Annotated in this window: 24 protein-coding genes; 11 read left to right on the forward strand and 13 right to left on the reverse strand. The window is 62.7% G+C overall.

The genetic code is table 11. From position 1 onward, the window contains the following. Window positions 1-118 precede the first annotated feature (118 nt). Complete coding sequence (locus AC1DVN_RS04655; RefSeq protein WP_003945505.1) at window positions 119-409, forward strand: YiaA/YiaB family inner membrane protein; 291 nt, start codon at window positions 119-121, stop codon at window positions 407-409. Here the strand turns inward: AC1DVN_RS04655 and AC1DVN_RS04660 are convergent. Further along, on the reverse strand, window positions 393-1499 hold the full coding sequence (locus AC1DVN_RS04660) for a sensor histidine kinase (RefSeq protein WP_416314900.1): 1107 nt from the start codon (window positions 1497-1499) through the stop codon (window positions 393-395). The genes AC1DVN_RS04655 and AC1DVN_RS04660 overlap by 17 nt on opposite strands. Then, a complete protein-coding gene (locus AC1DVN_RS04665; protein ID WP_019747082.1) occupies window positions 1496-2209 on the reverse strand; it encodes a response regulator transcription factor in 714 nt (237 codons plus the stop codon). Before AC1DVN_RS04665 ends, AC1DVN_RS04660 begins: the two co-directional genes overlap by 4 nt. A gap of 215 nt (window positions 2210-2424) precedes the next feature. Between AC1DVN_RS04665 and AC1DVN_RS04670 the strand changes: the two genes are divergently transcribed. After that, window positions 2425-3075 (forward strand): DUF305 domain-containing protein, encoded by a 651-nt coding sequence (locus AC1DVN_RS04670; RefSeq protein WP_029254561.1) that lies wholly within the window; start codon window positions 2425-2427, stop codon window positions 3073-3075. A gap of 112 nt (window positions 3076-3187) precedes the next feature. Then, window positions 3188-5266: a heavy metal translocating P-type ATPase gene (locus AC1DVN_RS04675; protein WP_400822676.1), complete on the forward strand. Its 2079-nt coding sequence runs from the start codon at window positions 3188-3190 to the stop codon at window positions 5264-5266. Between the two features lie 18 nt (window positions 5267-5284). On the opposite strand, the gene AC1DVN_RS04680 is transcribed toward AC1DVN_RS04675, so the two are convergent. The 4 genes from AC1DVN_RS04680 to AC1DVN_RS04695 form a co-directional block, all read right to left on the reverse strand. Next, window positions 5285-6055, reverse strand: a complete 771-nt coding sequence (locus AC1DVN_RS04680) for an alpha/beta fold hydrolase (RefSeq protein WP_477993620.1) — start codon at window positions 6053-6055, stop codon at window positions 5285-5287. A gap of 143 nt (window positions 6056-6198) precedes the next feature. After that, window positions 6199-6738: a hypothetical protein gene (locus AC1DVN_RS04685; RefSeq protein ID WP_020906386.1), complete on the reverse strand. Its 540-nt coding sequence runs from the start codon at window positions 6736-6738 to the stop codon at window positions 6199-6201. 51 nt (window positions 6739-6789) lie between these two features. Next, window positions 6790-8391 (reverse strand): ABC-F family ATP-binding cassette domain-containing protein, encoded by a 1602-nt coding sequence (locus AC1DVN_RS04690; RefSeq protein ID WP_020968570.1) that lies wholly within the window; start codon window positions 8389-8391, stop codon window positions 6790-6792. Window positions 8392-8609: 218 nt separating this feature from the next. Then, window positions 8610-9164: a hypothetical protein gene (locus AC1DVN_RS04695; RefSeq protein WP_020968571.1), complete on the reverse strand. Its 555-nt coding sequence runs from the start codon at window positions 9162-9164 to the stop codon at window positions 8610-8612. A 96-nt stretch (window positions 9165-9260) separates the two neighbouring features. Here AC1DVN_RS04695 and AC1DVN_RS04700 point away from each other — a divergent pair, with 96 nt between their 5' ends. The 3 genes from AC1DVN_RS04700 (at window position 9261) to AC1DVN_RS04710 (ending at window position 13633) form a co-directional block, all read left to right on the forward strand. Then, complete coding sequence (locus AC1DVN_RS04700; RefSeq protein ID WP_408989154.1) at window positions 9261-11078, forward strand: penicillin-binding transpeptidase domain-containing protein; 1818 nt, start codon at window positions 9261-9263, stop codon at window positions 11076-11078. A gap of 107 nt (window positions 11079-11185) precedes the next feature. Then, entirely contained in the window at window positions 11186-12865 is a 1680-nt protein-coding gene (locus AC1DVN_RS04705) for an NTF2-like N-terminal transpeptidase domain-containing protein (protein ID WP_020968573.1), read from the forward strand. Between the two features lie 30 nt (window positions 12866-12895). After that, window positions 12896-13633, forward strand: coding sequence for a sulfite exporter TauE/SafE family protein (locus AC1DVN_RS04710; protein ID WP_021333125.1), 738 nt, complete (start codon window positions 12896-12898; stop codon window positions 13631-13633). 6 nt (window positions 13634-13639) lie between these two features. Here the strand turns inward: AC1DVN_RS04710 and AC1DVN_RS04715 are convergent, their stop codons facing one another. The 4 genes from AC1DVN_RS04715 to AC1DVN_RS04730 form a co-directional block, all read right to left on the reverse strand. Further along, window positions 13640-15112: a peptide MFS transporter gene (locus AC1DVN_RS04715; protein WP_019747095.1), complete on the reverse strand. Its 1473-nt coding sequence runs from the start codon at window positions 15110-15112 to the stop codon at window positions 13640-13642. A gap of 57 nt (window positions 15113-15169) precedes the next feature. Then, entirely contained in the window at window positions 15170-15547 is a 378-nt protein-coding gene (locus AC1DVN_RS04720) for a DUF3054 domain-containing protein (RefSeq protein ID WP_029537615.1), read from the reverse strand. Window positions 15548-15611: 64 nt separating this feature from the next. Beyond that, window positions 15612-16160 (reverse strand): YceI family protein, encoded by a 549-nt coding sequence (locus tag AC1DVN_RS04725; protein WP_019747097.1) that lies wholly within the window; start codon window positions 16158-16160, stop codon window positions 15612-15614. A 78-nt stretch (window positions 16161-16238) separates the two neighbouring features. Beyond that, on the reverse strand, window positions 16239-17975 hold the full coding sequence (locus AC1DVN_RS04730) for a 2-isopropylmalate synthase (RefSeq protein ID WP_030534654.1): 1737 nt from the start codon (window positions 17973-17975) through the stop codon (window positions 16239-16241). Window positions 17976-18138: 163 nt separating this feature from the next. Here AC1DVN_RS04730 and AC1DVN_RS04735 point away from each other — a divergent pair, with 163 nt between their 5' ends. Next, complete coding sequence (locus AC1DVN_RS04735; RefSeq protein WP_021333127.1) at window positions 18139-18819, forward strand: FadR/GntR family transcriptional regulator; 681 nt, start codon at window positions 18139-18141, stop codon at window positions 18817-18819. Here the strand turns inward: AC1DVN_RS04735 and AC1DVN_RS04740 are convergent. Together AC1DVN_RS04740 and AC1DVN_RS04745 are read right to left on the reverse strand one after the other, a co-directional pair. Next, window positions 18816-19892, reverse strand: a complete 1077-nt coding sequence (locus tag AC1DVN_RS04740) for a lysylphosphatidylglycerol synthase transmembrane domain-containing protein (RefSeq protein ID WP_456308179.1) — start codon at window positions 19890-19892, stop codon at window positions 18816-18818. The two genes, AC1DVN_RS04735 and AC1DVN_RS04740, sit on opposite strands and share 4 nt — an antisense overlap. Before the next feature lie 39 nt (window positions 19893-19931). Then, window positions 19932-21410, reverse strand: a complete 1479-nt coding sequence (locus AC1DVN_RS04745) for an adenylate/guanylate cyclase domain-containing protein (protein WP_003945952.1) — start codon at window positions 21408-21410, stop codon at window positions 19932-19934. 192 nt (window positions 21411-21602) lie between these two features. Here AC1DVN_RS04745 and AC1DVN_RS04750 point away from each other — a divergent pair, with 192 nt between their 5' ends. From AC1DVN_RS04750 to AC1DVN_RS04765, 4 genes are read left to right on the forward strand one after another with little or no spacing between them, the layout of a single operon-like run. Beyond that, window positions 21603-22781 carry an AI-2E family transporter gene (locus AC1DVN_RS04750; protein ID WP_019747101.1) on the forward strand — a complete coding sequence of 393 codons (1179 nt, stop codon included), beginning with the start codon at window positions 21603-21605 and terminating at the stop codon, window positions 22779-22781. After that, a complete protein-coding gene (gene macS / locus AC1DVN_RS04755; RefSeq protein WP_020906401.1) occupies window positions 22774-23997 on the forward strand; it encodes a MacS family sensor histidine kinase in 1224 nt (407 codons plus the stop codon). The genes AC1DVN_RS04750 and macS overlap by 8 nt, the downstream gene beginning before the upstream one ends. 28 nt (window positions 23998-24025) lie before the next feature. Continuing rightward, on the forward strand, window positions 24026-24658 hold the full coding sequence (locus AC1DVN_RS04760) for a response regulator (protein WP_047269712.1): 633 nt from the start codon (window positions 24026-24028) through the stop codon (window positions 24656-24658). 17 nt (window positions 24659-24675) lie between these two features. After that, the gene (locus tag AC1DVN_RS04765) at window positions 24676-25395 is read left to right on the forward strand and encodes a DUF1707 SHOCT-like domain-containing protein (RefSeq protein ID WP_021333130.1); all 720 of its coding nucleotides are present in this window, start codon (window positions 24676-24678) and stop codon (window positions 25393-25395) included. Window positions 25396-25399: 4 nt separating this feature from the next. Here the strand turns inward: AC1DVN_RS04765 and AC1DVN_RS04770 are convergent, their stop codons facing one another. Further along, window positions 25400-25852 carry a MaoC family dehydratase gene (locus AC1DVN_RS04770; protein WP_021333131.1) on the reverse strand — a complete coding sequence of 151 codons (453 nt, stop codon included), beginning with the start codon at window positions 25850-25852 and terminating at the stop codon, window positions 25400-25402. Window positions 25853-25874: the final 22 nt, after the last annotated feature.

Here is a 25874-nt window from a genome sequence, read left to right on the forward strand (position 1 = left end):
GGACCGAGACTATCCACCAGGATGGGTAACGGCATCTGATTTTTGCCGGGGAAGTACCGTGCGCACTCGAGTAGGACTACGCATCCGAGTGCCGGGATGGGCGAGCAGACTTCGAAGCATGAGCACACCGACAACACCTTCGAAGACCACTGCAGCCTTCTATCTGCAGGCCGGAATAGCCTTTGCCGTCAGTTTTGTCGGCACCCTCCTCGGAATTGCGTATCTTCCGATCGATGCGTGGCAACGCGGATTTCTCGGAATGTCCTTGCTGTTCTTGGTCACCAGTACGTTCACGTTGGCCAAGGTGATTCGTGATCAGCAGGAGGCGTCTACCGTCAGGGTTCGAGTGGACGAGGCTCGACTCGAGAAGTTGATCGCCGAGCACGATCCGTTCAAGGCAGCTGCCTGAGTCCCATCGGCACAGTGAGGACGAGCGTGCTGCCGAGCGGCTGCTCGTTGCGACGGGCCGTCAGGTTGCCGCCATGCGCCAGCGCGAGGCTCCTCGCAATGGTCAGTCCCAAACCGGAGCCGTCGGATCGATCACCGCGATGGAAACGGTCGAAGACGGATTCGAGTTGGTCTGCGGGAATTCCGTCACCGGTATCGGTGACGGACACCGTGAGGTGATCACCTTCCCGTGCGAGTGTCACCGTCACCGAACCTCCGGTTGGAGTGTGCCGCAACGCGTTTTCGAGCAGGTTGGCGAGGATCTGTTCGATTCGTTGGCGATCGACCTCGGCCGTGATCGGTTGCGGAGGTAGGGCGGTTGTCAATTCGACTCCACGATCGGCAAAACGTGGCCCCGCTGCTGCCGTTGCGCTGCAGACGATGTCGTCGAGATTCTCGGTCCGGCGATCGAGTACGAGAGCGTGTTCGTCGGCAGCGGAGACGTCCGCCAGATCGCACGACAGCCGACGCAGACGTTCGAGTTGATCGCGCATCACCGACCACGACGAAGGATCTGCCGGCACAACTCCGTCCTCGATGCCGTCCACGTACGCAGCCAAAGTCGATACCGGAGTGCGCAATTCGTGGGCAAGGTCGGCAAGCAGTCGTTTGCGGACCCGATCCGAATGATCAAGGCGTGCAGCCATGTCGGCGAATGCCGTTTCGAGACGCGTGAAATCGGCATCTACGTCGGACCTGCCGATAGTCACGTCGAAGTTCCCGTCGGCGACGCTTTGCGCCGCCTCTGCCAGCATGGTGATCGGTGCCGTGACGCGTCGGACGATGTAGACCGCGGCGATGCCTGCGCCCACCAGCGCGACCACGATCCCGCACAACAGTGCAATGGTCATGGTCTGAGCGAATGCTTCTTCGGTGTGGGTGCGGACATTCGAGTCTTCGATGCCGGCCATCATGAGGTGGTTGTGAAAGAGCGGGGCAGCGACGGCGATGGCAACGGCGGCGATTACGAGGCAGGCGACGAACAGGACGACAAGCTGCGCGAGCAGTAGTTTTCCGCGTAGGCCGAGTTTTTTCATGACGACCGCGTTCATGACGACCTCAGTGAGTATCCGACGCCCCTGACGGTTCTGATGAACCGCGGATCGGTCGCGTCGTCGCCGAGTTTGCGGCGTAATGCACGGACATGGACGTCGACGATGTGCTGGTCCCCGAACCAGGACGACCCCCACACCGAGGCGATGATCTCGGCCCGACTCCAGGCTGCGTCGGGTCGGGATGCGAGCGCGGACAACAGGGTGAACTCGGTGGGGGTCAGATCGACCAGGTTGTCGTCGACACGGACCGTGCGGGCCAGGACGTCGATGTCGAGTCCGGGAGGCGTTGGCAGCACTTTCGGCAGCAAACTCGACGCGCGTGGCCGTCTGAGCAGAGCTTTCACTCGCGCAACCAACTCGCGGGGGCCGAAGGGCTTGACCACGTAGTCATCCGCGCCGGCCGCCAGACCCGTCACCTTGTCCGACTCTTCACCGCGGGCGGAGAGCATCAGGATGTACGCGTCCGAGAAGGTGCGGATTCGTCGGCAGACTTCCATGCCGTCGAAGCCCGGGAGCATCAGATCGAGCACGATCAGCGCGGGCTCGAATTCGCGCACCGAACGTACTGCGCTCGGCCCGTCGTGGGCGAGGCGAACGGTGAATCCTTCGCGTGTCAGATAGTTGGCGACAACCTTCGCGAGGGCAGTCTCGTCGTCGACGACAAGAACACGCCCCGGTTCCTCACCAGGTCGTAGTTCGGCGCTCATCAAACCGAGGTTAGTCGACTGTGTGTCTGCATTGCTGTCGTGTGGTGGTTTCCGCTCGACTGTGAAGATTCGATGAAGGAAGCCTGTTTGGGCCGGTTATCGGGCTTCGAGGCGGATTTTCGCCGGTAACGTGGCAACTGTGCATGTGCAGCATTGTTGTCAAATCAATTGTGGTGCAGCGCATATCGAACAGAATCAATTCTCGGGAGTGAAACATGTCTTTGACGGTCAGGAAGAGCGCCGCACGGTTCGTACCGGTTGTGGCAGCGGCAGCACTGTTGATTGCCGGATGCTCGGACAACTCCGGGGAGAGCGTCAACCATTCTTCCGAAACAACCAGCGTCGCAGCACAGTCGGAGATTCCTGCGGGTGTCAATGCTGCCGACATCGAGTTTCTCGAAGGGATGTACCCGCATCACGCGCAGGCATTGGACATGGCCGGAATGGTCGACGGTCGAACCGACAATGCCGAACTTCTCTCTCTTGCAGCGCAGATAGAGGCAGCGCAAGGCCCGGAAATGGCTCAGATGACGGAATTGCTGACGAAGTGGGGACGCCCCGATCCTTCGTCGAGTTCGATGGAGGGCATGGATGATTCGGCGCATGCGGGACACGGCGTCGGGATGGCCGAGATGCCGGGCATGATGTCGGCCGACGACATGACCGCCCTCACCGACGCCAGTGGCGCGGAGTTCGACAAGTTGTGGCTGACGATGATGATCGAGCACCACAAGGGTGCCATCACCATGTCCCAGACCGAACTCGACAACGGGCTCGATCCATCGGCGGAAAAGATGGCAGAAGCGATCATTGCCGGTCAGCAGGCGGAAATCACTCAGATGGAAGCGATGTTGAAGGAGAAATGAACGGTTGACCTCGGCCGCGTGACCTTGCTCGGTGGCCGAGTCGGGCATACGTTCGAGGCTGATGGTTTGACCGCTGCAGTGCCGAAATCACACGCGAGGGGATGACCGCCACATGGATCACAGTCAGATGGACCATAGCGAGACGGACCATAGCGCGATGGACCATAGCCAGATGGAGCACGGTGCGCACGGTGGTCACGCGGATCATGTCGCACAGTTCCGGACGTTGTTCGCAGTCATGCTGGTAATCGCAGTTCCGGTTGTTGCGGCAGATGCGATGTTCGCTGATCTGGTCGGGTACACATTGCCGGAAAACTCTCTGGTGGAATGGATCTCACCGGTACTCGGCACCGTGATGTACTTCTGGGGAGGCAAGCCGTTCCTCACCGGCGCTGTCGCCGAAATACGTTCTCGGCAACCCGGAATGATGCTTCTGATTGCACTTGCCATCACCGTTGCCTTCTTCGCTTCTTGGGCTGCAAGTCTGCACTGGGTGGATCACACTCTTGATTTCTGGTGGGAGCTCGCGCTTCTGATCGTGATCATGTTGTTGGGTCACTGGATCGAGATGCGTTCGCTCAGTCAGACATCGAGCGCCTTGGATTCGCTTGCCGCTTTGCTGCCCGACGAGGCCGAACGGGTGGTGGGGGAGTCGGTGGAAACCGTGCCCACCGCAGCTCTGGCCACCGGCGACCTGGTGATAGTTCGTCCCGGCGCCCGCGTTCCCTCGGACGGAACGGTCGTCGAGGGCAGTGCCGACATGGACGAATCCATGATCACGGGCGAGTCGAAGACCGTCCGCCGGACTGTCGGAGATCAGGTGGTGGCCGGCACCGTAGCCACCGACTCGGCACTTCGGCTTCGAGTCACCGCTGTGGGAGAAGACACCGCGCTCGCCGGTATTCGGCGCCTGGTCGAACAGGCGCAGAACTCGTCGAGTCGTGCTCAGGTGTTGGCGGACAAGGCCGCTGCTCTGCTGTTCTGGTACGCACTGGGCGCGGCAGTGCTGACCGCGATCGCCTGGAGTATCTGGGGCACACCGGAGAGCGCAGTCACCCGGACGATCACCGTTCTGGTGATCGCCTGCCCGCACGCGCTCGGGTTGGCGATTCCGCTGGTCGTCTCCATCGCGACGGAACGAGCAGCTCGGGCTGGGATTCTGATCACCGACCGCATGGCCCTCGAGGCGATGCGCAACGTAGACACCGTTCTCTTCGACAAGACCGGCACTCTCACCAAGGGGGAGCCCGCAGTGGTCGGTGTGCGCGGCGTCGACGGGTACTCCGACGACGAAGTTCTCAGCGCAGCCGCTGCCGTCGAATTCGACAGCGAACATCCACTCGGGCGCGCCGTCGTCGCAGCGGCGCGGGAGTTGTCGCTCGAATTCACTTCGGGTTCCGACTTTCAGGCGCACAACGGGATCGGGGTTGCTGCGGACGTCGGCGGCTCACGCGTCGGTGTCGGCGGACCGGGGATGTTGAGATCGGTCGGGGCCACAGCGATCCCGGGGACCGAAGAGTGGCTCAGTGACGGGTCGACGGTCCTGCATGTAGTGCGTGACGAGAAGGTAATCGGCGCATTGGCATTGGCCGACGAGATTCGCCCGGAATCAGCATTGGCCGTCGACGCCCTCCACGCTCGCGGTGTTCGAGTGGCCATGGTCACCGGAGACGCGGAGGCCGTGGCTCATTCGGTCGCCCGCAGACTCGGAATTGACGAGGTCTTCGCCGAGGTGCTTCCTCAGGACAAGGGCGCGCAGGTATCTCGGCTTCAGGCTGCGGGCCACCGCGTGGCGATGGTCGGTGACGGGGTCAACGATGCGCCGGCACTCGCCCAGGCGGATGTGGGTATCGCGATCGGTGCCGGAACCGACGTGGCGATCGCATCGGCGGGAGTTGTTCTGGCCAGCGATGATCCGCGTTCGGTGAGCTCGGTCATCGAGCTGTCCCGCGCCACCTACCGCAAGATGGTTCAGAACCTCTGGTGGGCAGCGGGATACAACGCGATCTCGGTTCCCCTCGCTGCGGGAGTACTGGCGCCCGTCGGGTTTGTGCTGCCGATGGAGGTCGGAGCAATCCTGATGTCGGTATCCACTGTGGTCGTTGCCGCGAATGCCCAGTTGCTGCGACGCTTGGACTTGCGGCAACCACCGGTGACCGCGTTCGAGTCGAGAGTGCTCACACCGCAGTAGTGAGCGGATGAAGGCGGACTACTGTCGGCTCAGGAACGGAACGAGCGCACGCAGCACAGCTTCGGAGTCCGCGACTGCGCTCGCGTGATCAGCCCCCTCGATCACAGTCAAGGCACTGTCCGGGATCAGCGACGCGAGATGCTCGGTATCCGGCAGGCGCTCGCGATCTCTCGATCCGACGAACAACAACGCCGGTGTGGTGATCCGTTGAAGCACGGCGTCGTCGATGCCCTGCTCCTTCTCGGCCCGGCGCATGTAGGCCGCGAGTGCGAGGGCATCGTTGATTCGAAAGGCAGTCGCAGTCTGTGGATCCACCGGTTTGCCGCGCCTCTCGCCCCAACCGCTCAGAAACCCCTCGATACCGCCGCTTTCGAGTGCGTCGATGCAGCCTGGGAAGAACAATGCGTCGAACGCCCCCGTCATCGGCCGGCTACTACCGCCCCCGACGGTCAGCGATCGCACCCGTTCGGAGTGCTCGACGGTCAGCGACATCACCGAGCGCCCGCCGAACGAGTATCCGAGGACGTGAGCCGGTTCGAACGGAGACTCCGTGTCGAGGATCTCCAGGAGGTCGCCGACCACCAGATCCATTGCATACGAATCGGAGTCGTGTGGTTTGTCACTGCGTCCGTGACCCCGCATGTCGACGAGGATCAGACGATACTGTTCCTGGAGCGCCTTGACGTACCCGAAGCCACGCCAGATGGAGCGCGACAACGCTGTGCCGTGCACCATCAACAGGGGTGGGCCATCGCCCACGATCTGATAGGCGATCCGCGCACCGTCCACCGGATTTCTCACGTCGTGCAACACCCGTCCAGTATGGGTGCCAGCTACTGCGCACACGAACTCGAGTAGTCGTCCGGAGCCATTCCGACGGATGCCGTGAACTTTCACGACCAGTCGAGCAATCAACTCGGCCTCCCTCAGAGCTACCGGTCACTGCCCGGCCGGGTAGTACCCACCGTTCCAAGCAGTGCATCGGTGAAGGGGTCTGCCGTGCTGACGCCTGCGGCTATGCCCCGAAGCAGAGCCTCGAAATCAGTGGCAACTACGGTGACCTCCTCGAACTCAGGCTCTCCCCCACGGACAACCTGACCGTCCGGTGCGAGCGCCAGGTACTCGTACCCATTGCGTACCGACAGCAGAACCGGGAGGTGAGTGGACCAGAAGGCGTTGATCGCCGCGCGCTCAGCCGGCCCGGAAGCGACCGCCAGGCTCTCGTGCCGGAACGCATTCCAAGGAAACGCCTCATCACTGACGCCAACTCCACCGGCATAGTTCTCCGCCGAGAGAAACCACACCTGGTCGTCGGAACTGGCAAGTACGGAGAACGAACTCGCCCACACGATGAGTTGATCACAAACGCCGACCAGCGGTTGCGGAACTGGGGCAGAGGCCGATCGAGTAGGTTCTTCGCGAACCCAACCTGCGATCGACAGCGCGGCGGTTGCGTCGAGGTGAAGGCACATCGCCCCACAGTAAGGCCAGACCGTCTCGCACCGATAGCGTCAACCGTCGGCCTACTCGGGATCGATGTCCTGAATACCATTCTCGTCCATGCTGATCCATCGCGTTATGCCGATGTCGCGCAGGAACGGCAGATCGTGACTCACCACCACCATGGCACCGCGGAAATCGGAAAGTGCCTGCGTGAGGTGAGCGAGACTCGGTAGGTCCAGGTTGTTTGTCGGCTCGTCGAGAAGAAGCAGCTGGGGCGCGGGTTCGGCCAGAAGGATCGTCGCTAACGCCGCGCGCAATCGTTCACCGCCGGAGAGCGCAGAAGCCAACACGTCGGAATCCGTTCCCCGGAAAAGGAACCGTGCCAACTGCCCACGAATTTCCTCGGCTGTCGCGTGTGGCGCGGCCAAAGCGACGTTGTCCGCCACCGAGAGATTCTCGTCGAACACGTCGAGACGTTGGGGGAGCGCACGAGAGGCTACGAACGGAGTCGACGCAGCGAGTGCATCGAGCAATGTTGTCTTGCCGATTCCGTTGCGTCCCAGTAGCGCAATCCGCTCCGGCCCGGTGATCTGGAGCGATACCCCTTGGCCGCTCCGCAACGTAACCTCGGCGAGCCGCGCAACCTGCTGCCCCGGATGAACCTCTGTAGCAGGAAGGTCCAGGCGAATCTCGCGATCGTCTCGAAGGAGTTCCTCTGCCTCCGACAGGGCGGACTTGGCCTCGTCCACCTTCCCGATATGGTTGAGGGCCAGCTTTCCGGCCGAAACTTGGGCTTGGCGTTTTCGTTCCTGCGCGATAATCAGTGGCACCCGCTTGTTCTCGAACATCTTCTGCCCATAGCGCTTACGTCGGTCCAGTTTTGTTCGAGCGTCGATCAGCTCGCGGCTCTGCTTCGCCAGATCGGCCTTGGCGTCGCGAACAGTGGCGAGTGCGTTTTCCTGCTCAGCGGTCACGACCTCCTGGTAGTGCGAGTAGTTGCCGCCGAACACGCGTAGATCCCCCCGACGTAGTTCGACCGTGTACTCCGCGGTGTCGAGCAGTTCCCGGTCGTGGCTGACGATCAGTACGGTTCCCGGAAACTGTTGGACTGCAGCATGAACTCGTGATCGAGCGTCGCGGTCCAGGTTGTTGGTCGGCTCGTCGAGGAGTAGCACCTGCGGATTCTTCAGCAGTGTTGCGGTCAGGCCGAGTAGGACGGTCTCCCCGCCGGAGAGGGTGCCGACGGTTCGGCTCAATGCTGCGGTATCCGGAACTACCTTCTCGAGGCCGAGTCGATGCAAGGTGGAGAGAGCGCTCTCCTCGATATCCCAGTTGTTGTCGACGAGTGCAAAATCGGACTCGGATCCGTCGCCGGTTTCGATGCGGTGCAATGCGTTTCGTAGTTCGTGGATACCGAGGATGCCGTCCACCCGAACACTCGGATCGAGTGTGATGTCTTGGCGGAGGTAGCCGACCTCGCCGGAAGCGGTCACGGATCCGGATTCCGGTGAGAGCTCTCCCGCGATCAATCGCAGCAGAGTCGACTTTCCCGATCCGTTAAGTCCCACGAGACCGACACGGCCACTGGGGAATACAAAATTGGTGCGGGAAAAGACTGATTCGCCGTCCGGCCAGATGAAGGTGAGATCCGAGAGCGACAGAGAAGGATGGGATTGGGTCATGAGTACTCCAGAGGGTGCTTGGACTGTGCGCCCGGCTCAGCAATTGCTGATGGGTGCGAGTGCCTTCGCGTGATGAACCTCTAGAGGAGCAACGGCCCGTTTCCTGTTCTGTCGGGAATGATTCGTGTTCCAGGTTAGAACACTCGAGTGGTCCCCTGCAATCGAATTATTTTGTGCTGTCGGTCTCGTCAGTCTTCGGTGCTGAGATTTTCTGGTCCTCAGATTTTCGGGCCTTCGGACCGAAGATCGTCGACCTTCGACATCGCTTCGCGGAGTTCCGTGAGCCATTGTTCGCTGTGCTTGCCCGCCAACCGGACTGTCCACATGAGAGCGTCCGCTCGCGAGCGAGCAACTCCCGCGTCCACCAAGGTGTCGAGAACCTTGCGTTCGGGCTGACGTAGTCGTGTCATCACCGGAACTGCGAGATGTGTGAACAGGACGGTCTTTTCGTCCAGGCGTACACCCCAGGCGACCTTGCGTCCGTAGCGAGCCTCGGCCTCGTCGGCGATGCGCATCCGGTCGGCGCGCGTGGTTTCACGAAAGCGCGAGATCCTTCCGTCCGCGGCGGCCTCGCCACCGTCGACTGACGGGAGTTCACCGATCACGACGATTTCTTCGCGGTCGACCTGGACGTCGGCGGTCCCGGTGAACCAGTCATCTGGAAGTCGACCGGCAAACCAGTCGGACGCATCACTCGCGTCGGGAACCGATGCTTGTTGCCAACCTCCGGGACGGCCGAACCTGCGGTCGCCGGAGCTTTGTGAGTTCTTCATGGCGTTCTCCTCGGAAAGTTGGTGGAGCATGACGTGCGTTTATTGCACTGATTACATGATTACACCGATAGTCGAACCGGCGCCACAAATTCGGGCATGATCGGAGTCGTGCGCCTTTCACACGCTCGTCAGAGCTTCCGAACTTTCCGTCGTCCCGTGGCTGCCGTGGCTCTGGGGGTATTGGCCGCAGGATCGGTAGTTGCCTGCAGTTCTGGCCCTGACCAGCCGAAATCAGTGGCGGAGGAGTTCGCCTCCGCGCTCACATCGGATGACGTGCAAGCGGCGGCAGCCCTGACCACTGATCCGGCGGCGGCCTCGACTGCGATTTCGGCTCTGATCGACGGGCTGGGCAAGGACGAGGGAACATTCACCGTCTCCGACGCCACCGAGTCCGGTGATTCTGCGGGGACGTTCACACTCGATGCGGCGTGGAAGTTCGGTGAAGGTCAGGACTGGAACTACTCGACGCAGGGAAACGCGTCGAAAAGCGGGGACAACTGGCTGATCCAGTGGGATCCGGCGCTGCTGGCTCCGGACCTGACCGCCTCGACCACGCTGCGCTACACGCCCACGACCGGTGCGCCGCCGTCCGTGCTGGACGCAGCAGGCCAGCCGATCATGGAGCAGCAGGTGGTGACGCTGGTCAATCTCGATTCCGCTGCGGTTCCTCCGGTGGACACGGCAGCCGTGGCCGCCCTGCTCTCGCCCATCGCACCGACGATCACGGCGGCATCGCTCAGCGGCGACCTTGCGTCGGCGAGCGGGAAGCCGGTCACCGCAATCACTTTGCGTGCCGAGGATCTTGCACCGATCGAGGAGCGGTTGGCGGCGATTCCCGGAGTGAGCTTGGCGCCGCAAGCGCGGTTGCTCTCGGTGGACAAAACTTTGGCGTCGCCGACGTTCAGTGGGCTGTCCGATCTGTGGCAGGAGGGGCAGGACAAATCCGCAGGCTGGGCGGTGCAGCAGGTGAAGCAGAACGGAACCGTCACCACCGTCGCCGGCCAAGACGGGCCGGTTGCTCCGAACATCGCGACCACCATTGACCGACCACTGCAACTCGCGGCCGAGAACGCGCTCGCCGGGGTGACGCAACAGGCGGCGATCGTAGCGCTACAGCCGTCGACCGGAGCGGTGTTGGCGGTGGCCCAGAATGCCCCCGCCGACGCACAGGGCCCCATTGCGTTGACCGGCCTGTACCCGCCGGGGTCCACGTTCAAGACCGTGACGACCTCCGCGGCGCTGCAAGCCGGCGTCGCTACACCGGACACCGTTCTGGCGTGCCCGGGTACCGAGAACATCGAGGGCCGTCAGATCCCCAACGACGACGAGTTCGACCTCGGATCGGTTCCGCTGCACACCGCGTTCGCGAAGTCGTGCAACACCACCATGGCCAGGATGGCCGTCGGTCTGCCTGCCGATGCTCTACACAACGCGGCTCTGCAGTTCGGGCTTGGCGTCGACTACGTCACTCCGGGCCTCACGACGGTGACGGGCAACGTCCCCGATGCGAACACACCCGCCGAACGCGTCGAGTCCGCGATCGGACAGGGCACGGTGACCGCCACGCCTTTCGGGATGGCTCTCGTGGCGGCCTCGATCGCCAACGGGACGACACCCGCGCCGATGTTGGTCAAGGGACAGCCCGGCGTGGCAGATCAGACCGTGGCACCCGCGCCCACCGAGGTGACCGAACAGTTGCGGGTGATGATGCGCGAGACCGTCACAGGCGGTACGGCAACGTCGTTGCAGGACATTCCGGGGCTTCTGGGCAAGACCGGTACGGCCGAAACCGAAGGTGGTCCAGCACACGGGTGGTTTGTCGGAATCAAGGGAGATCTCGCATTTGCGGTGTTCATTGCCGGCGCGGACAGCTCTTCGCCTGCGGTGCAGGTAGCGGGCACTTTTCTGCGCTGAAACCTGTTTTCCGTTGCAGTTGGATCACGCCGTCGTAGCTCAACCGTGACACGTTCGTAGGCATCCCGTGCTTGTTACTCGTGTGACAGAAGTAAAGAGTTACATGCATGGGGCCCGGAGGACAGCACAACCGTCGTGGAAAATATGTCGTTGCTTCGATAACTGCTGTCGTTCTGACAGTGGCGCTCGCGTCATGTGTCATCGGTGGGGAGAAGAAAACCGACGCCGCTTCGGTGGTGGAAGACTTCGTCACCGCCCTCAACAACCACGACGCCGAAGCTGCTGCGGCGCTCACGTCGTACCCCAACGCAGCCCGGCCCTCGATCCAGCAGATGTTCGACGGACTGGCCGCCAAGTCCACCGACTTCGACGTCGCTCAGGTCATGGATCTGGGTAGCGACTCCGGACTCTTCACACTCGACGCGTCCTGGAACTTCGGCGAAGGCAAGGACTGGAGCTACCAGTCGCAGGGCGAGGTTCGCGATCTTTCCGTCGGTTGGCGGGTGTCCTGGGACCCGTCAGTCCTGGTTCCCGACCTCGGAAACGGGCGCACCGTCTCGTACACCCGCACCGACGCTGCGCCGCCGAAGGTCGTCGACAGCACGGGCACCCTGCTCATGAACGAGCAGACCATCAACGCGATCACTCTCGACCCGGCGACCATGCCGGACCCCGTCGACACCACTCGTCGCCTCGCCGCAGTTCTCGAACCCGTCGCACCGTTGGTGACCTCGGAGTCGATGCTGGCCGACCTCGCGGCCAACCCGGGCAAGCCCGTCACCGCCGTACTGCTCCGCGATCCCGACTACGCGTACCTGGAAAGCGATTTTGCAATCCCCGGCGTCGTCGTGGTCAAGACACCCAAGCTGATCGCCTCCGATCGTCGTATCAACTCGCCGCTCCTGGACCCGCTTCGGACCGTGTGGCAGGCCAATCGCGACGCCACCGCCGGTTGGGCGGTCAACCTGGTGGAGTCCAACGGATTCCCGATCAAACAAGCCGGCTTCCAAGGACCTCCCGGCCCCGACGTCGCCGCAACCCTCGACTCGCACGCTCAACTCGCTGCGATCGAAGCCGTCGTCAGTGCAGGTACTCCCGCCGCCATCGTCGCGATCCGCCCGTCGGACGGCGCCATTCTGGCTGCAGCACAGAACAATCAGGCCATCGAACAGGGCCCGATCGCATTCACCGGGTTGCGCCCGGCCGGCGGCGCCCTCGATTTGGTCCGCCTCGCATCGTCGATGCAGAACGGCGTCGACCCCGGATCTGTGTCACCCGAACAGTTGGCCGACACCGGGCAGCAACTCGGGCTCGGCAACGGCTTCCACATTCAGGGACTCGATCAGCAGACGGCAGTACTTGCCGCGAACCGCCCCGGCGTGGACCAGGCGATGAACAACGTCATGGCCAACAAGACGTCCAACGACGCGGACGCGCCGACAGTGACTCCGTTCGGAATGGCGATGCTCGCGGCATCGATCGCCCGCGGCAGTGCCCCGCTGCCGATGATGGTCTTCGGACAACCGGCTACCGCCGACGTCACGCCGACGGCATTGCCCGGCGACGTCAACAATCGTCTGCGCGACGCCATGCGAGGGGCCGGCGGACTGGCCGGGTACCCGGACATGATGGCGGCCGGTGCAGCGAGCGGTGACGATCGTTGGTTCTACGGATCGCGCGGAGACTTCGCGTTTGCAGTGTTCGTCGCAGACGCCGACGGCGGCGATCGAGCAATGCAGATGACGGACAAGCTCTTCCAGGAACTCGGCAAGCCTGCCGACAAGTAGTACCAGGCACCGCGGGTAGATTCCTGGTTCGTGAACCTGCTCGAGTTCCTTTTCCTCGTCGTAGCGGGATTCTTCAGCGGTCTAGTCGGTTTTGTCACCGGTCTCGCATCGATTGTTTCGTATCCGGCGCTGCTGAGCGTCGGGCTTTCGCCGGTCAGCGCGAACATGACCAATACCGTCGCGTTGGTGGCCGTCGGCGTCGGCGCATTGGCGAACTCGTCCCGTGAAGTTGCCGACACCGGTCCGAAACTTGTTCGCTGGTCTCTCTATTCGGCTGCCGGTGGCATCATCGGTGCCCTGATTCTGTGGCTGGCACCGGAAGGTTCGTTCGAATCCGTTGTGCCGGCGATGGTTGTGTTCGCCTCGCTCGCGCTGCTACTGCAACCGAAGATTCGTGAGTTGTCCGGCGGCGGTGACCGTCCCGGAATCTACTCGGCCGCACTGTTTGCCGTCGCGGTCTACGGCGGCTATTTCGGTGCCGGTGCCGGCGTCATCTTCCTGGCCGCGACGCTCATCCTCACTTCCGAAACGGTGTGGCGTGCAACGATCCTGAAGAGCTTCTTTCTCGGCATTGCCAATCTTGTGGCTGCACTCATCTTCGCCTTCTCCGGACAGGTGCATTGGGTGGCCGCGTTGGCGATGGCGCTCGGAGCGTTGGCCGGAGGTTGGTGTGGCCCGCCCGTAGTCAAGAAAATCCCGCCATCGGTACTGCGTGTGGCAGTAGCGATAGCGGGATTCGTGTTGGCTCTGTGGTTGTGGGTGAAGTGAGACCGCCTACTTCACGCCCTGCATCAGCTTCTTGATCCAGGGTGAGGCAAGAGCAAGAAGTACTCCGATTCCGATTGACGAGAAACCGATGATCAGGAAGAACGGGCGACTGTCGTCGATGTCGAAGTAACCGGCCAAGGTTCCCGCCATCGAAGAACCCAACGCAACGGACAAGAAGAACAACGCCACCATCTGGGTGTGGAAATGCTCGGGCGCGAGTTTGGTTGCAAGGGAAAGGCCGACGGGGGACAGGAAGAGTTCCGCGAAGGTGAAGAGCAGAAGCACTCCGGCAAGGCCGAGGAGCGGTGCACTGTTCGGTCCGCCACCGGTGATCGGGATGAACGCCAGGAACGCCAGACCCATCGTGCCGGTACCGAGCGCGAACTTGATCGGCGACGACGGCTGACGGTCACCGAGTTTTGTCCACATCGCTGCAAACACACCGGCAAAGATGATGATGAACACCGGATTGATCGACTGCACCCACGTCGGCGGGAAGTCCCAACCGAAGAGATTGCGGTCCAGGAGTTTGTCGGAGATCACCGGCACGGTGGTGAACTGCTGCTGAAACAGCGACCAGAAGGCCGCGCTCGCAATGAACATCGGGATGAACGCAAAGACTCGACTGCGTTCGACCTTGGTCACCTTCTTGCTGGTGAGCATGAGGAGGAAGTAACCGACCGACGCGACGATCGTGAGTCCGACAACGACGTCGGACATGTTGTCCGCGGTGATCAAACCGGTGATCGAGGCGACCGCGACGACGACGATCGCAGCAATGCCGATCCCGATGTAGAGCGCGCGCTTGTCCGCGGGCAACGGGTTGCCGGGCTCGGCTCCGATTCCGTGAAGATGCTTCCGACCCAGCGTGTACTGGATCAGGCCGAGAGCCATGCCGACGGCGGCGAGAGCAAAACCGGCATGGAATCCCCAGGCGTCCTGGACGGCTCCGGTGAGCAGTGGACCGACAAGACCGCCGATGTTGATGCCCATGTAGAAGATGGAGAATCCGGCGTCGCGGCGATTGTCCTGTTCGGAATAGAGGTCTCCGACCAGAGAGGTCGCATTGGCCTTCAAACCGCCGCTGCCGAAGGCGACCATGACCAGGCCGACGCCCACACCCCACATGCCAGGAAGAACAGACAAGGCGATGTGGCCGGCCATCACCAGCGAAGCGCTGTAGAAGAGCGTGCGCTCGGAGCCGAGAAGTCGGTCCGCCACCCACGCGCCGAGAATCGTCGACAGATAGACGGTGCCGCCGTATGCGCCGACGATGCTGGTCGCTGCCGCCTGACTGATGCCGAGGCCGCCGTCGCTGACGCTGTAGTACAGGTAGTAGATGAGGATGCCTTGCATCCCGTAGAAGGAGAATCTCTCCCACATCTCGACGCCGAACAGGTTCGCCAGCGCAAAGGGTTGGCCGAAGAACCCCCGGTCTTCTTTCTCGCTACGTTCGACGGGCTCCGTAGTGTTGCTCATTCGAAAAGTGTCCTACGTGCTCGGGCATTTCGGGTGGTTCCGAGCCGTGGAGTTTGGTTACGACTTGGTGCGGATTTTCACTACCAGCGGAGCGAGTGCGCGCCAACCGAGAAGGAACGCGCCGAGGACCAGCGTCGCGACGACGATGAAGCTGAACTGGGTGCCCTGGCCACTCAACACTCGCAGGATCATGCCGATGACGACGGCGCCGAGCCAAACGACAATGCCGGTGGGAAGAAGGAGAACGGCGTTGAACTTGTCGCGGTACAGCGCGAACGTGGCAGCCCATCCGATCACCAGGCCGGTCAGGAAGGGCCACGATGTCTTCGCCAGACCGGCGAGCGCATTGGCTTCTTCGTGGGTACGGCGCCCTATCGCGCAGAAGATTATGACAAGAATGGCGTCGATCAGCAGGAATGGTGCGTACTTCTTCACGCTCACACCATACGACTGTGCGCCTTTATTAACCGCGGGCGGTTAATAAAGGCGCACAGTGCTGTTAGGCCTGGAGGCCGGCTTCGATCTCGAGGGTGATCGTGATCTTGTCGCCGACAACTGCTCCGCCGCCTTCGAGGGGCATCTCGATGGAGATGTCGAAGTCCTTGCGGTTGATGACGGTGGTGGCTTCGAATCCGGCGACGGGGCCCTGGCCCATGCCCGGGTTGACGCCGTTGAACTCGAGGTTCAGCTCGACCTCGCGGGTGACGCCGTGGAGCGTGAAGTCGCCGGCGAGGACGAAGTCGCTGCCCTTGGAGCGCACTGCGGTGGACTTGAAGGTGGCCTTCGGGAACTTCTCGACGTCGAAGAAGTCAGCGGACTTGATGTGGCCGTCGCGCTGCTCGTTCTTGGTGTTGATGGAGTCCACGGAGATCTCGGCCTCGACGGCGGGGGTTCCGTCTTCGGCAACGGTGATCGTTCCCGAGAACTCGTCGAACGTTCCACGAACCTTGGAAACCATGAGGTGGCGAACCGAGAATCCGACAGTGGAGTGGACGGTGTCGATGACCCAGGTTCCGGCGGTCAATGTGGGCAAGGTTGCGGTGGTCATGGAAGCTCCTGAATAAGTAGTTGAATGTTCAAGTTCTTGTAGCTTCAACTATGGACCCCAGGAAATCCTTCCGCAAGATCATGTGAGCTGCATCACAGTGTTTGTGCTTGCGGCATAGACGGCGTGAAGCGCCGACGCTGTCACCGACTGATGCACCGCAATGCCCCAGCGCCCTTCGCTGTTCACCACGCATTCTGCGATGGTGACTGCCGAATTCGCACTACCGGAAGACTCCGGGTTGCGGGGCAGTGAATGCTGGGTGAGCGAGACGACCTCGACGGCCGAGCCCTGTTCCGTCAGGATCTTGCTCAATGCCTCGACCGGCCCGGACGCACTCGCGGCGGCGGTGACCTCGCGTCCGTCGCGATCAATGGCGACGAACAACTGATCACCGTCGGCGGTGTGTTCCAGTGAGTACCGACGCACTCCTCCGTTGTACCCGTACTCGCGCAGCAGCAGTTTCCACAGCTGGTCGGCGGTCATTTCGGTGCCCGAGTCGTCGGTTTCGAGCTGCACTCGCGAGGCGAAGTCGATTTGCAGGCGCCGGGGGAGTTCGACCCCGTACTCGGTCTGCAACAGATAAGCGATTCCGCCTTTGCCCGACTGGCTGTTCACACGAATCACCGCCTGGTAATCGCGGCCGACGTCGGCGGGGTCGATCGGCAGATAGGGGACTGCCCACGGCGCCGATCCCGGATCGACGCCGGCAGCCTCCGCACTCTCGTAGTGATGGGCGAAGCCCTTCTTGATCGCATCCTGGTGGGTTCCGGAAAATGCCGTGTACACGAGATCGCCGCCGTACGGGTGGCGCTCGTGGACGGGAATTCTGTTGCAGTACTCCACCGTTCGACGGATCTTGTCGATGTCGGAGAAGTCGATTTCCGGATCGACGCCCTGTGCATGCAGATTCAGCCCCAGCGTGACCAGGTCGACGTTGCCCGTGCGCTCGCCGTTGCCGAACAGGCATCCCTCGACGCGCTGCGCGCCGGCCAGTACTGCCAGTTCGGCACATGCAACCCCGGTGCCGCGGTCGTTGTGCGGGTGGACCGAGAGAATCACCGAATCGCGTCGGGCCAGGTTCTGGTGCATGTATTCGATCTGGTCGGCATAGATGTTGGGGGTGGCGATTTCGACTGTGGCAGGCAGGTTGTGGATGACCGGGCGATCGGGACTGGCGTCCCAGAGTTCGGTGAGGCTGTTGCAGACCTGCAGGATGTAATCGGGTTCGGTGAGGTTGAAGACCTCGGGGGAGAACTCGAATCGCCACCCGTCGTGGCCTTCGCCGCCACGGGCCACGTCCTGCGCCGCGCGGAAAATCATGTCGTGCAACTCTTCTCGCTCTTTGCCGAGAACCACGTTTCGCCACGTCGGCGCAGTCGCGGTGTACATGTGGACGACCGCGTTCGGCAGTCCCTCGATCGACTGGTACGTCCGTTCGATCAAATCCGTACGCGCGGCGGTGAATACGACGATGGTGACGTCGTCGGGAACGAGATCGAACCGCACCAGGTCGCGAACGAAATCGAAATCGGTCTGGCTCGCAGAGGGATAGCCGACCTCGATTTCCTTGTAGCCGATCGCCACCATCAGTTCGAACATTCGGCGCTTGCGTTCGGGGTCCATCGGTTCTGCGAGGGCTTGATTGCCGTCACGCAGATCGACGGGCACCCACAGGGGCGCCGCGGTGGTGCGATTGGACGGCCACGTTCGGTCGAAAATCGGAATGTCGACGCGATCCCACGCGGCGCGATAGCGCTCGGACGGCATGGGTGACGGCTTCTGGTTGTTCCAGCGGTTGGCGCGGGTAGTACTCATCTTCGGTTTCTCCTGCGGTCGAGTCGAGAGACCGGCATGGCGAAACCCCGCGGAGGGGTGCCGGTCTGTCAGGCCCCGCCGCGGCAGTCGAGAAGGAGTGCTCCTGTAGCCATGCGGGCTACACTAGAACGAAATCACTTATCAGACAACCTGAGGAGTTCACGTGTCACCGATCGTCGAGCGTCGGCTGCTCACCGACCAGGCTGCGGAGTTGCTGCGAGCGCGGATCGTGAGCGGTGAATGGGAAGTCGGCGCCAAACTCCCAGGTGAAACCACTTTGGCTGCGCAGTTGGGTATCGGTCGGTCCACCATCAGGGAAGCGGTGCGGACCCTCGCGGGCCTCGGCATGCTCGAATCGAGACAGGGTGCCGGCGTCTTCCTACGGAGTACGACGCCTCCGGATCAGTGGCCGCGCGTGCTCGAAGCCGAGGCGATTCTTCATGTCGTCGAGGTGCGAAACGCGGTCGAGATCGAAGCGGCTCGCCTCGCAGCGCAGCGCCGCGATGCCGTTGACGTCGCGGCTCTGCGGCAGGCGCTCGACGGTAGAACTGCTGCCGCCCATTCCGGGGACGCAGCCTTCGTCGACGCCGACATTGCGGTCCACCGGGCAGTGGTGGATGCGGCACACAATCCCGTGCTGTCGGAACTCTTCGAGACTTTTGTGCCGCGTCTGCGGGCCGCGTTGATCGAGTTGATCGCGGTTCTGGACCTGCATCCACACAGTCAGCCGGATGCGGACGAGCATCGAATGTTGGTGGACGCCATCGAAGCCGGCGACGCGGAGGCAGCGGTACGGATCAGCCGAGCCCACCTCGACGACACGGCAGCAGCGCTGCGACGCTAGACGCCGGGTTGTTCTCGACGTTCGAACTCGAGATCCATCTCGAGGTCTTCGTGGTGGGTTGCACGGAATGACACGAGGAAGACGAGCCATCCCACCAGAGCGACAAGTACGAAACTGATTATCCGATAAACGAATACCGCTGCTGCGGCTTGCGCCCAGGTAGAGCCCGCCATGGTCAGTGCTGTGATGAGCACGGGCTCGACATAGCCGAGACCGCCCGGCATGAGGGGAATACTGCCCACCGCTTTCGCCGCTGTGAACGCGATCAGCAGGCCGGCGAAGGACGGATCGGCTCCTACTGCCCAACAAGCGAAACCGAGACAGAGGACGTCGGCAACTCGGTGAACTGCCGACCATCCGAAGGCAACCGCAGTGTCGGTCCGACTGAGTTCAACCGAGTCCAGTTGCTTGAGGATTTCGGACCAACGGTGCATACCGCGCCCGGTCGGGTTTTTGCGGGAACGGTTGTACAGCGCCAGAACTCGGTGCCCGATGCGTTCGATGCTGCCGGGATTCTGGGCTACGTATCGCAACGCCAGAAACAGTGCTGCCATGCCGACGAGCGAAATCGTCAGCGTCACCGGGCTGACCTTGGTGCCGAACGCCACTGCGCCAGTGGCACCGAGTAGTGCCAGAGTCGCGGCGGCGATGACACCGCACATTGCCAACTGCCAGGACGCGACAACCGGCGTAGCCCCCCACTTTCGAGTCTGCTTGTACGTGAACGCTGTCGAGAAGACCTGGCCGGCAGGCAACGTCAACGCCATCGCCGTGCTGGCGTAGATGACCGAGAGGTTCTTGAGGTGACCGGCGACAACACCTGCCGCGTTGAGAAGGCGCTGCTGAACGGACGCGTAACCACTGAGGGACACCGCCTGGGCGGCTACACAGGCAGCCACCCAACCCCAATGGATTTCGGTGAGAGCTTGCCAGTACTCGTTGAGACGAGGCCACAGGATGATTCCCTCGACGATCAGAAGGGCGATCAGAGCCACCCCGAGCAGCCACTTCAACCACCAGAAGCGCCCTCTGGCCCGACTGGTCTCGGCCACGGGCGAGCGTGGTCGTCTCAGTCGCCGTGGGGTGTTTCCAGGCTGAGCCATCGACTCACCCTAACCAATTTGATCCGGATCGACCTCTGGATACTTTTCGGGCCACGCCAGATGCGTCAGTCGTCGGCGTCCACGCAGTTGGACTTGCTCGCCGAGTTCCCACTCGGCCTGTTCCTCTTCGTCGGCGAAATACAGCGCGCTCGTCGACGCCAGCACCCGGCTGGGCCGAAGTTTCGCGAGCTCGGTGAGCCGCGACGCTTCGTTGACCGGATCGCCGATCACGGTGTACTCGAAACGTTCGGCAGCACCGATGTTGCCGGCGACCGCGAGCCCCGCGCTCACACCGATACCGACGTCCAGGCCGGTGATGTCGTTGAGCTTGAACCGCAGCTCGCGAGCCGCCGCGAGAGCTGCCGTCGGAGCGTCGGGTCGATCGAGTGGTGCACCGAAGATGGCGAGCGCCGCATCTCCCATGAACTTGTTGACAAAACCGTGGTGGCGATCGATGACGTCGACGACCACACGGAAGAACTCGTTGAGCAGCTCGACCACTTCGCCCGGCGGGCGCTCGGCCGCGGCACCGGTTGATCCGACCATGTCGACGAACAGAACTGCCACGAATCGAGTTTCGCCGCCCAGCTCGGTACCGAACTTCAGCGCGCGCCGGGCCACGTCCTCGCCGACGTGCTGACCGAACAGCTCACGCAGCAGGCGCCGCTCGTCGGACTCTTTCATCATGCGGTTGAATCCGACCTGTAGCCGGCCGATCTCACTGCCGTCGAACACCTCGACGCGTACGTCCGTGGCGCCGCGCTGCACTCGCTCGATGGCGCGTCGCAGTTGTCGGATCGGATCGGAGATCTGAGTAGCCGTCAGCATCGACAGTGCAAAGGCCTGCACGATCGCCATGATCGAGATGAGCAGGATCGCCCACGCGAGCGAGTCGGGGGAGAACTCGAGATCGGTCGTGAGCTGCGTCGAGCACAGCAAGATGATGCCTGCGACGGGCATCAGCGTGCCGAGTCCCCAGGTCATCGCCAGCCGGGTTCCGACGCCCGGCGCCATGGTCCGATCGAATTCGCCCTCGCTCAACGCCTGGGCGGCGACCGGACGCAAGATGCGCTCGCCGAGCATGTAGGTGAACCCGAAGGTCGTGGTCGCGGCCATGCAGACCGTCACGATCACGGCGATCGCGAGTCCGGGCATCTCGGTGATGGTCAGGAACACGAAGATGATGCCGCCCAGAATCCACAGCACCAGGTGAACGATGGCCTGGCGAAGCGGCGCGTGAAGTGCCGCCATCTGCTCGGACCTCGTCGGTGGACCACCGCGCAGCCGCCAACGAATGACCGACTTCAACATCATGGCCGCCGCGGTGAGGCTGACGGCACCGGCGAATGCCAGGTAAACGCCGAAGATCGCGAAGTTGCGGACACGGTCGGCAACTATCGCGTCGGACTCCTGGATCGGAACGCCGTACCGGACGAAGGCAAAGACCAGCACCGCGCCGATCAGATTGGCTGCGAGCATGGAGAGCATATAGAGGGGCCACCGGCTGCGGATGGTCACCGCTATTGCTCTGTATGAGGCCCGCACAGGGTTCAATTTAGCTGGCAGAGCTCGAAGTGTTGGTACGCGCGTCCGATTATTGGTCCGCTCACCTGTGTCGGCCGGTCCGGTTAGGCTCGCGAGGTGAACGCAAACAGGGGGCGTGCGGAGCGAGCTTCGAGGATGAACAAACCCATCTCCGCCGACGCTCGGGCGGTGCACCCGGGCGTGCGCATCGCGGCGGAATGGTCGTGGCGCCTCATCGTGATCTTTGCCGGGCTACTGGTCCTCGGATACGTGGTTCTGCGCCTCGAGACCGTGCTCATCCCGGTGGGGCTGGCTCTACTGGCATCGGCTCTGCTGATTCCGGTTGTCGATCGGCTACAGGTATGGGGAGTTCCTCGCTCGGCAGCCGTCATCGTCGTTCTGCTTGCCTCGATCGGACTGGTCGCGGGAATCATGACGTTTGTCGTCGAGCAGTTCATCGACGGGTTGCCCCAGCTCACCGACCAGTTCACGGCCAGCGTCACGCAGATTCAGAACTGGCTCACCAGCGGACCGCTGCACTTCAGCGAGGATCAGATCCGCCAGGCTGGTGATTCGGTCGTCAAGTCGGTGCAATCCAATCGTGAGTCCCTGACCAGCGGCGCCTTGACCACGGCGACGGTCATCGGCGAGATCTTCACCGGGGCATTGCTGACGCTGTTCACTCTCATCTTCTTCCTCTACGGCGGCGACCAGATCTGGCAGTTCGTCACCCGGATCGTTCCCACCGACGCGCGTCGTCGGGTGCGGATCGCCGGTTCTGCAGGTTTTGGGTCGCTGATCGGTTACGTGCGCGCCACGGTCGCGGTTGCCGCCGCCGACGCGATCGGTATCGGTGCCGGCCTGGCGATCCTCGGGGTGCCGCTCGCCCTGCCACTGGCGTCGTTGGTGTTCATCGGCGCGTTCATCCCGATCGTCGGCGCATTTCTGACCGGTTTTCTCGCGGTGCTTGTCGCTCTGGTCACGAAGGGTTTCCTGACGGCACTGATCGTCCTCGGCATCATCATCGGCGTCATGCAGCTCGAAGCGCACGTGATGCAACCGCTGTTGTTGGGTCGCGCTGTTCGCCTGCATCCGCTGGCAGTCGTTCTCGCCATTACAACGGGCATCGTCCTCGCCGGAATCGTCGGCGGGCTCTTGGCTGTTCCGATCGTCGCGGTCCTGAATACCGCCATTCGTTCCCTCCTCGCCGACGACCCGGACATCGCGTACGCCGAACTGCACGTCGAAGATCCGGAGACCCCACTGTTCCCCGCCGAACCCGACGAGCCGCGCGCCGAGCCTCGCATCGTGAACCCCACTCCTCCCGATGACTGAGCCCACCCGCCGTCGTCGGCTGCACTATCAGCCGACCGTTCGCGAGGCGTCGGGCGTCGACACCGACCCTGATGCCCCGCTGTGGCGGGCGGCGCAGGCATTTCGCCTCGTCACGCTGGTGTACGCGATCAGCTACCAGTTCGCTTCGGCCTCCGACTACACCAACTCCCGGCTCAGCTGGTTCTTCGTCGCTCTGATGGCCGTGTGGACCGGGGTGTCGGCGCTGTTGCTCGGAACTTCCGGTGCTCTGTTCGGTAAGACGCTGCCGAGGTACCAGGTGGTGATCGCCGATCAGGTGGTCGTCATCTTGCTGATGGCGTCGACGAGGCTGGTCTCCGACCACGAGTGGTATCAGAATCACCAGACGCTCCCCACCACGCTGTGGGCCACCAACGCGGTCATCTCCGCGGCAATTCTCGGCGGGCCGTGGCTCGGTATGGCGTCCGGAGTTGTCATCTCGGCGGCCAGCGCGATCATCCGCGACCAGGTCAACCTGGACCTCTGGCGCGATGCGACGGCTCCCGTGCTCGTATCGGTCGGCCTGGCGTTGGGCTTGGCCACCACCACCGCTCGGCGCTCGCATCGACAACTCGAGCAGGCCGTACGTCTGGCGGCGGCTACCGAAGAGCGCGAACGTTTGGCACGCGAAGTGCACGACGGCGTTCTGCAGGTGCTGGCGATGGTGCGCCGGCGAGGAGCCGCACTCGGCGGCGAGGCAGCTGAGCTGGCCGCGCTGGCCGGCGAGCAGGAGGTCGCGTTGAGAATGCTGATTTCCGAGCAGGTTTCGGGTGCCGCGGCAGATGTCGGCGGACAGACAGTGGATCTGTGTCCGCTGCTGACCACGCAGGCCAGCACGTCGGTGTCGGTGTCGACGCCCGCGCACCCGGTCGTGATCGAGCGCGATCGAGCCATCGAACTGGCAGCCATCGTCGACAATGCCCTGTCCAATGTCGGGCTGCACGCCGGTCCTGCGGCGAAGGCGTACGTATTGCTCGAAGATCTGCCGGACGAGGTGATCGTCAGTGTCCGCGACGACGGCGTCGGAATCCCCGAAGGTCGCTTGGCGCAGGCCGAGGCCGAAGGCCGCATGGGAGTATCGAAGTCCATTCTCGGTCGAGTACAGGTGCTCGGCGGAACTGCAGTCCTGCAAACGGGGCCGGGGGAGGGCACCGAATGGGAGATCAACGTTCCGAAGGGGAAGAGTGAGCGTGGCTGACGAAAAGGGCGAGAATCCGGTGACGGTGATGGTCGTCGACGATCACCCGATGTGGCGCGACGGTGTCTCCCGGGACCTCGAAGCCGCGGGCTTCACCGTGAGCGCCACGGCGGAGGGTGTCGAGAGTGCGCGCCGCCGAGCCGCCGCCGTGCAACCGGCCGTGGTTCTGATGGACATGAACCTGCCGGACGGAAACGGTGCCGACGCCACCACCGCGGTGCTCGAGGTTTCGCCGAAGAGCAAGGTACTGGTGCTTTCGGCCTCCGCCGAGCGTGACGACGTCCTCGACGCGGTCAAAGCCGGAGCGTCGGGTTATCTGGTCAAGAGTGCTTCGGTGGCGGAACTACTCGAGGCCGTGCGAGCGACTTTCGACGGACAAGCCGTCTTCACACCCGGCCTCGCCGGATTGGTGCTCGGCGAGTACCGCCGGATGTCGACGGCACCGGCCGACGATCGCGCACCCGAGCTGCCTCGGCTCACCGACCGTGAGACCGAAGTGCTCCGTCTTGTCGCCAAGGGGCTGAGCGCAAAACAGATCGCCACGAGGCTCTCGCTCAGCCACCGGACCGTCGAAAACCATGTGCAGGCAACGCTTCGGAAGCTTCAGTTGGCCAATCGCGTCGAGCTCACGCGATACGCAATAGAACAAGGTCTCGAATAACGTTTATCCTGGAAATCATGGAGGCCAGGAATCTACGCGTATCCGATGCCGAACGAGAGCACGTCGGCGAGCTGCTGCAGAAAGCTGTCGGTCAAGGGATGCTCTCGCTCGGTGAGTTCACCGAGCGCATGGACACTGCCTTGGCTGCAAAGACGCGAGGTGAGCTCAACTCGGTTCTCGCCGATCTTCCGGGCATCACGCTGATCTCCGACTACGACCCACCCGCGTATCCCAATGCAGGTCAGCCGATGTACCAAGGCCAGCCGTATCCTTCGCCGACATACCAACCCCAGCCGCCGCCGGTTCACCCGAGCCCGCCTTACCGCGCTCCCGTCGGCGCTCCGGTTGTCGGTAACTACGGAACGGCAAATGCTGCCGTGATTCGTGGACGAATGGCGACGGTGACGCGAAACGGCGCATGGATCGTTCCTCCCGCTGTCGTGGTCGATACCAGAATGTCCAGTGTGACTATCGATTTCACGCGCGCTGTGATGCAGACGCAGGTCGTGAACATCTCGATCGACGACTACGCCAGTTCGATTTCACTGATCGTTCCCGAAGAGGCGACGGTGGACATGAACGGTGTCGAGGCAGTCGGGGGAAGCGCGTCGAACAAGGTTCGTTCCGGCCCGCAGATGGGCCCGCTGCATCTGGTGGTGCACGGCAAGGTGCGATTCGGCAGTGTCACCGCGAAGCATCCCTTCGGTACCACGATCCGAAAGATGTTCGGCTCCTGACCTTTCAGTGATACGCGCGGGTCAACATCTCGGCGACGCACACGGGTTTGTCACCGTGTTCTCGTTCGAATGTCTGCGTCACCGTGATCTGGACGCCGCCATTGATCGGTTCGACTTTGCTCAACGTCGCACGCATGCGGACGCGAGAGCCAACCGGAAGCGGAGCAGGCAACCTGACCTTGTCGAATCCGCAGTTGAGAGCAAACGCAAAACCCTCGAGCGAGAACATCGCATACGAGAACATGGGTCCGAGTGAGAGCGTGTAGTTGCCGTGTGCGATCGTTCCACCGAACGGTGACTCCTTCGCGCGATCCTCATCGACGTGGATCCACTGATCGTCGCCGGTGACCCGGGCGAACTCGTCGATGGACTCCTGCGTGACATCGTGCCAGTCGCTGACGCCCAACTCTTGGTTCAGGTTGGCGCTGAGGTCTTCTGCTCCGGTGAGTACAAGCATGAATCTTCCTTTGATCGGTAGG

This window comes from Rhodococcus sp. P4_E4, from assembly GCF_056401575.1.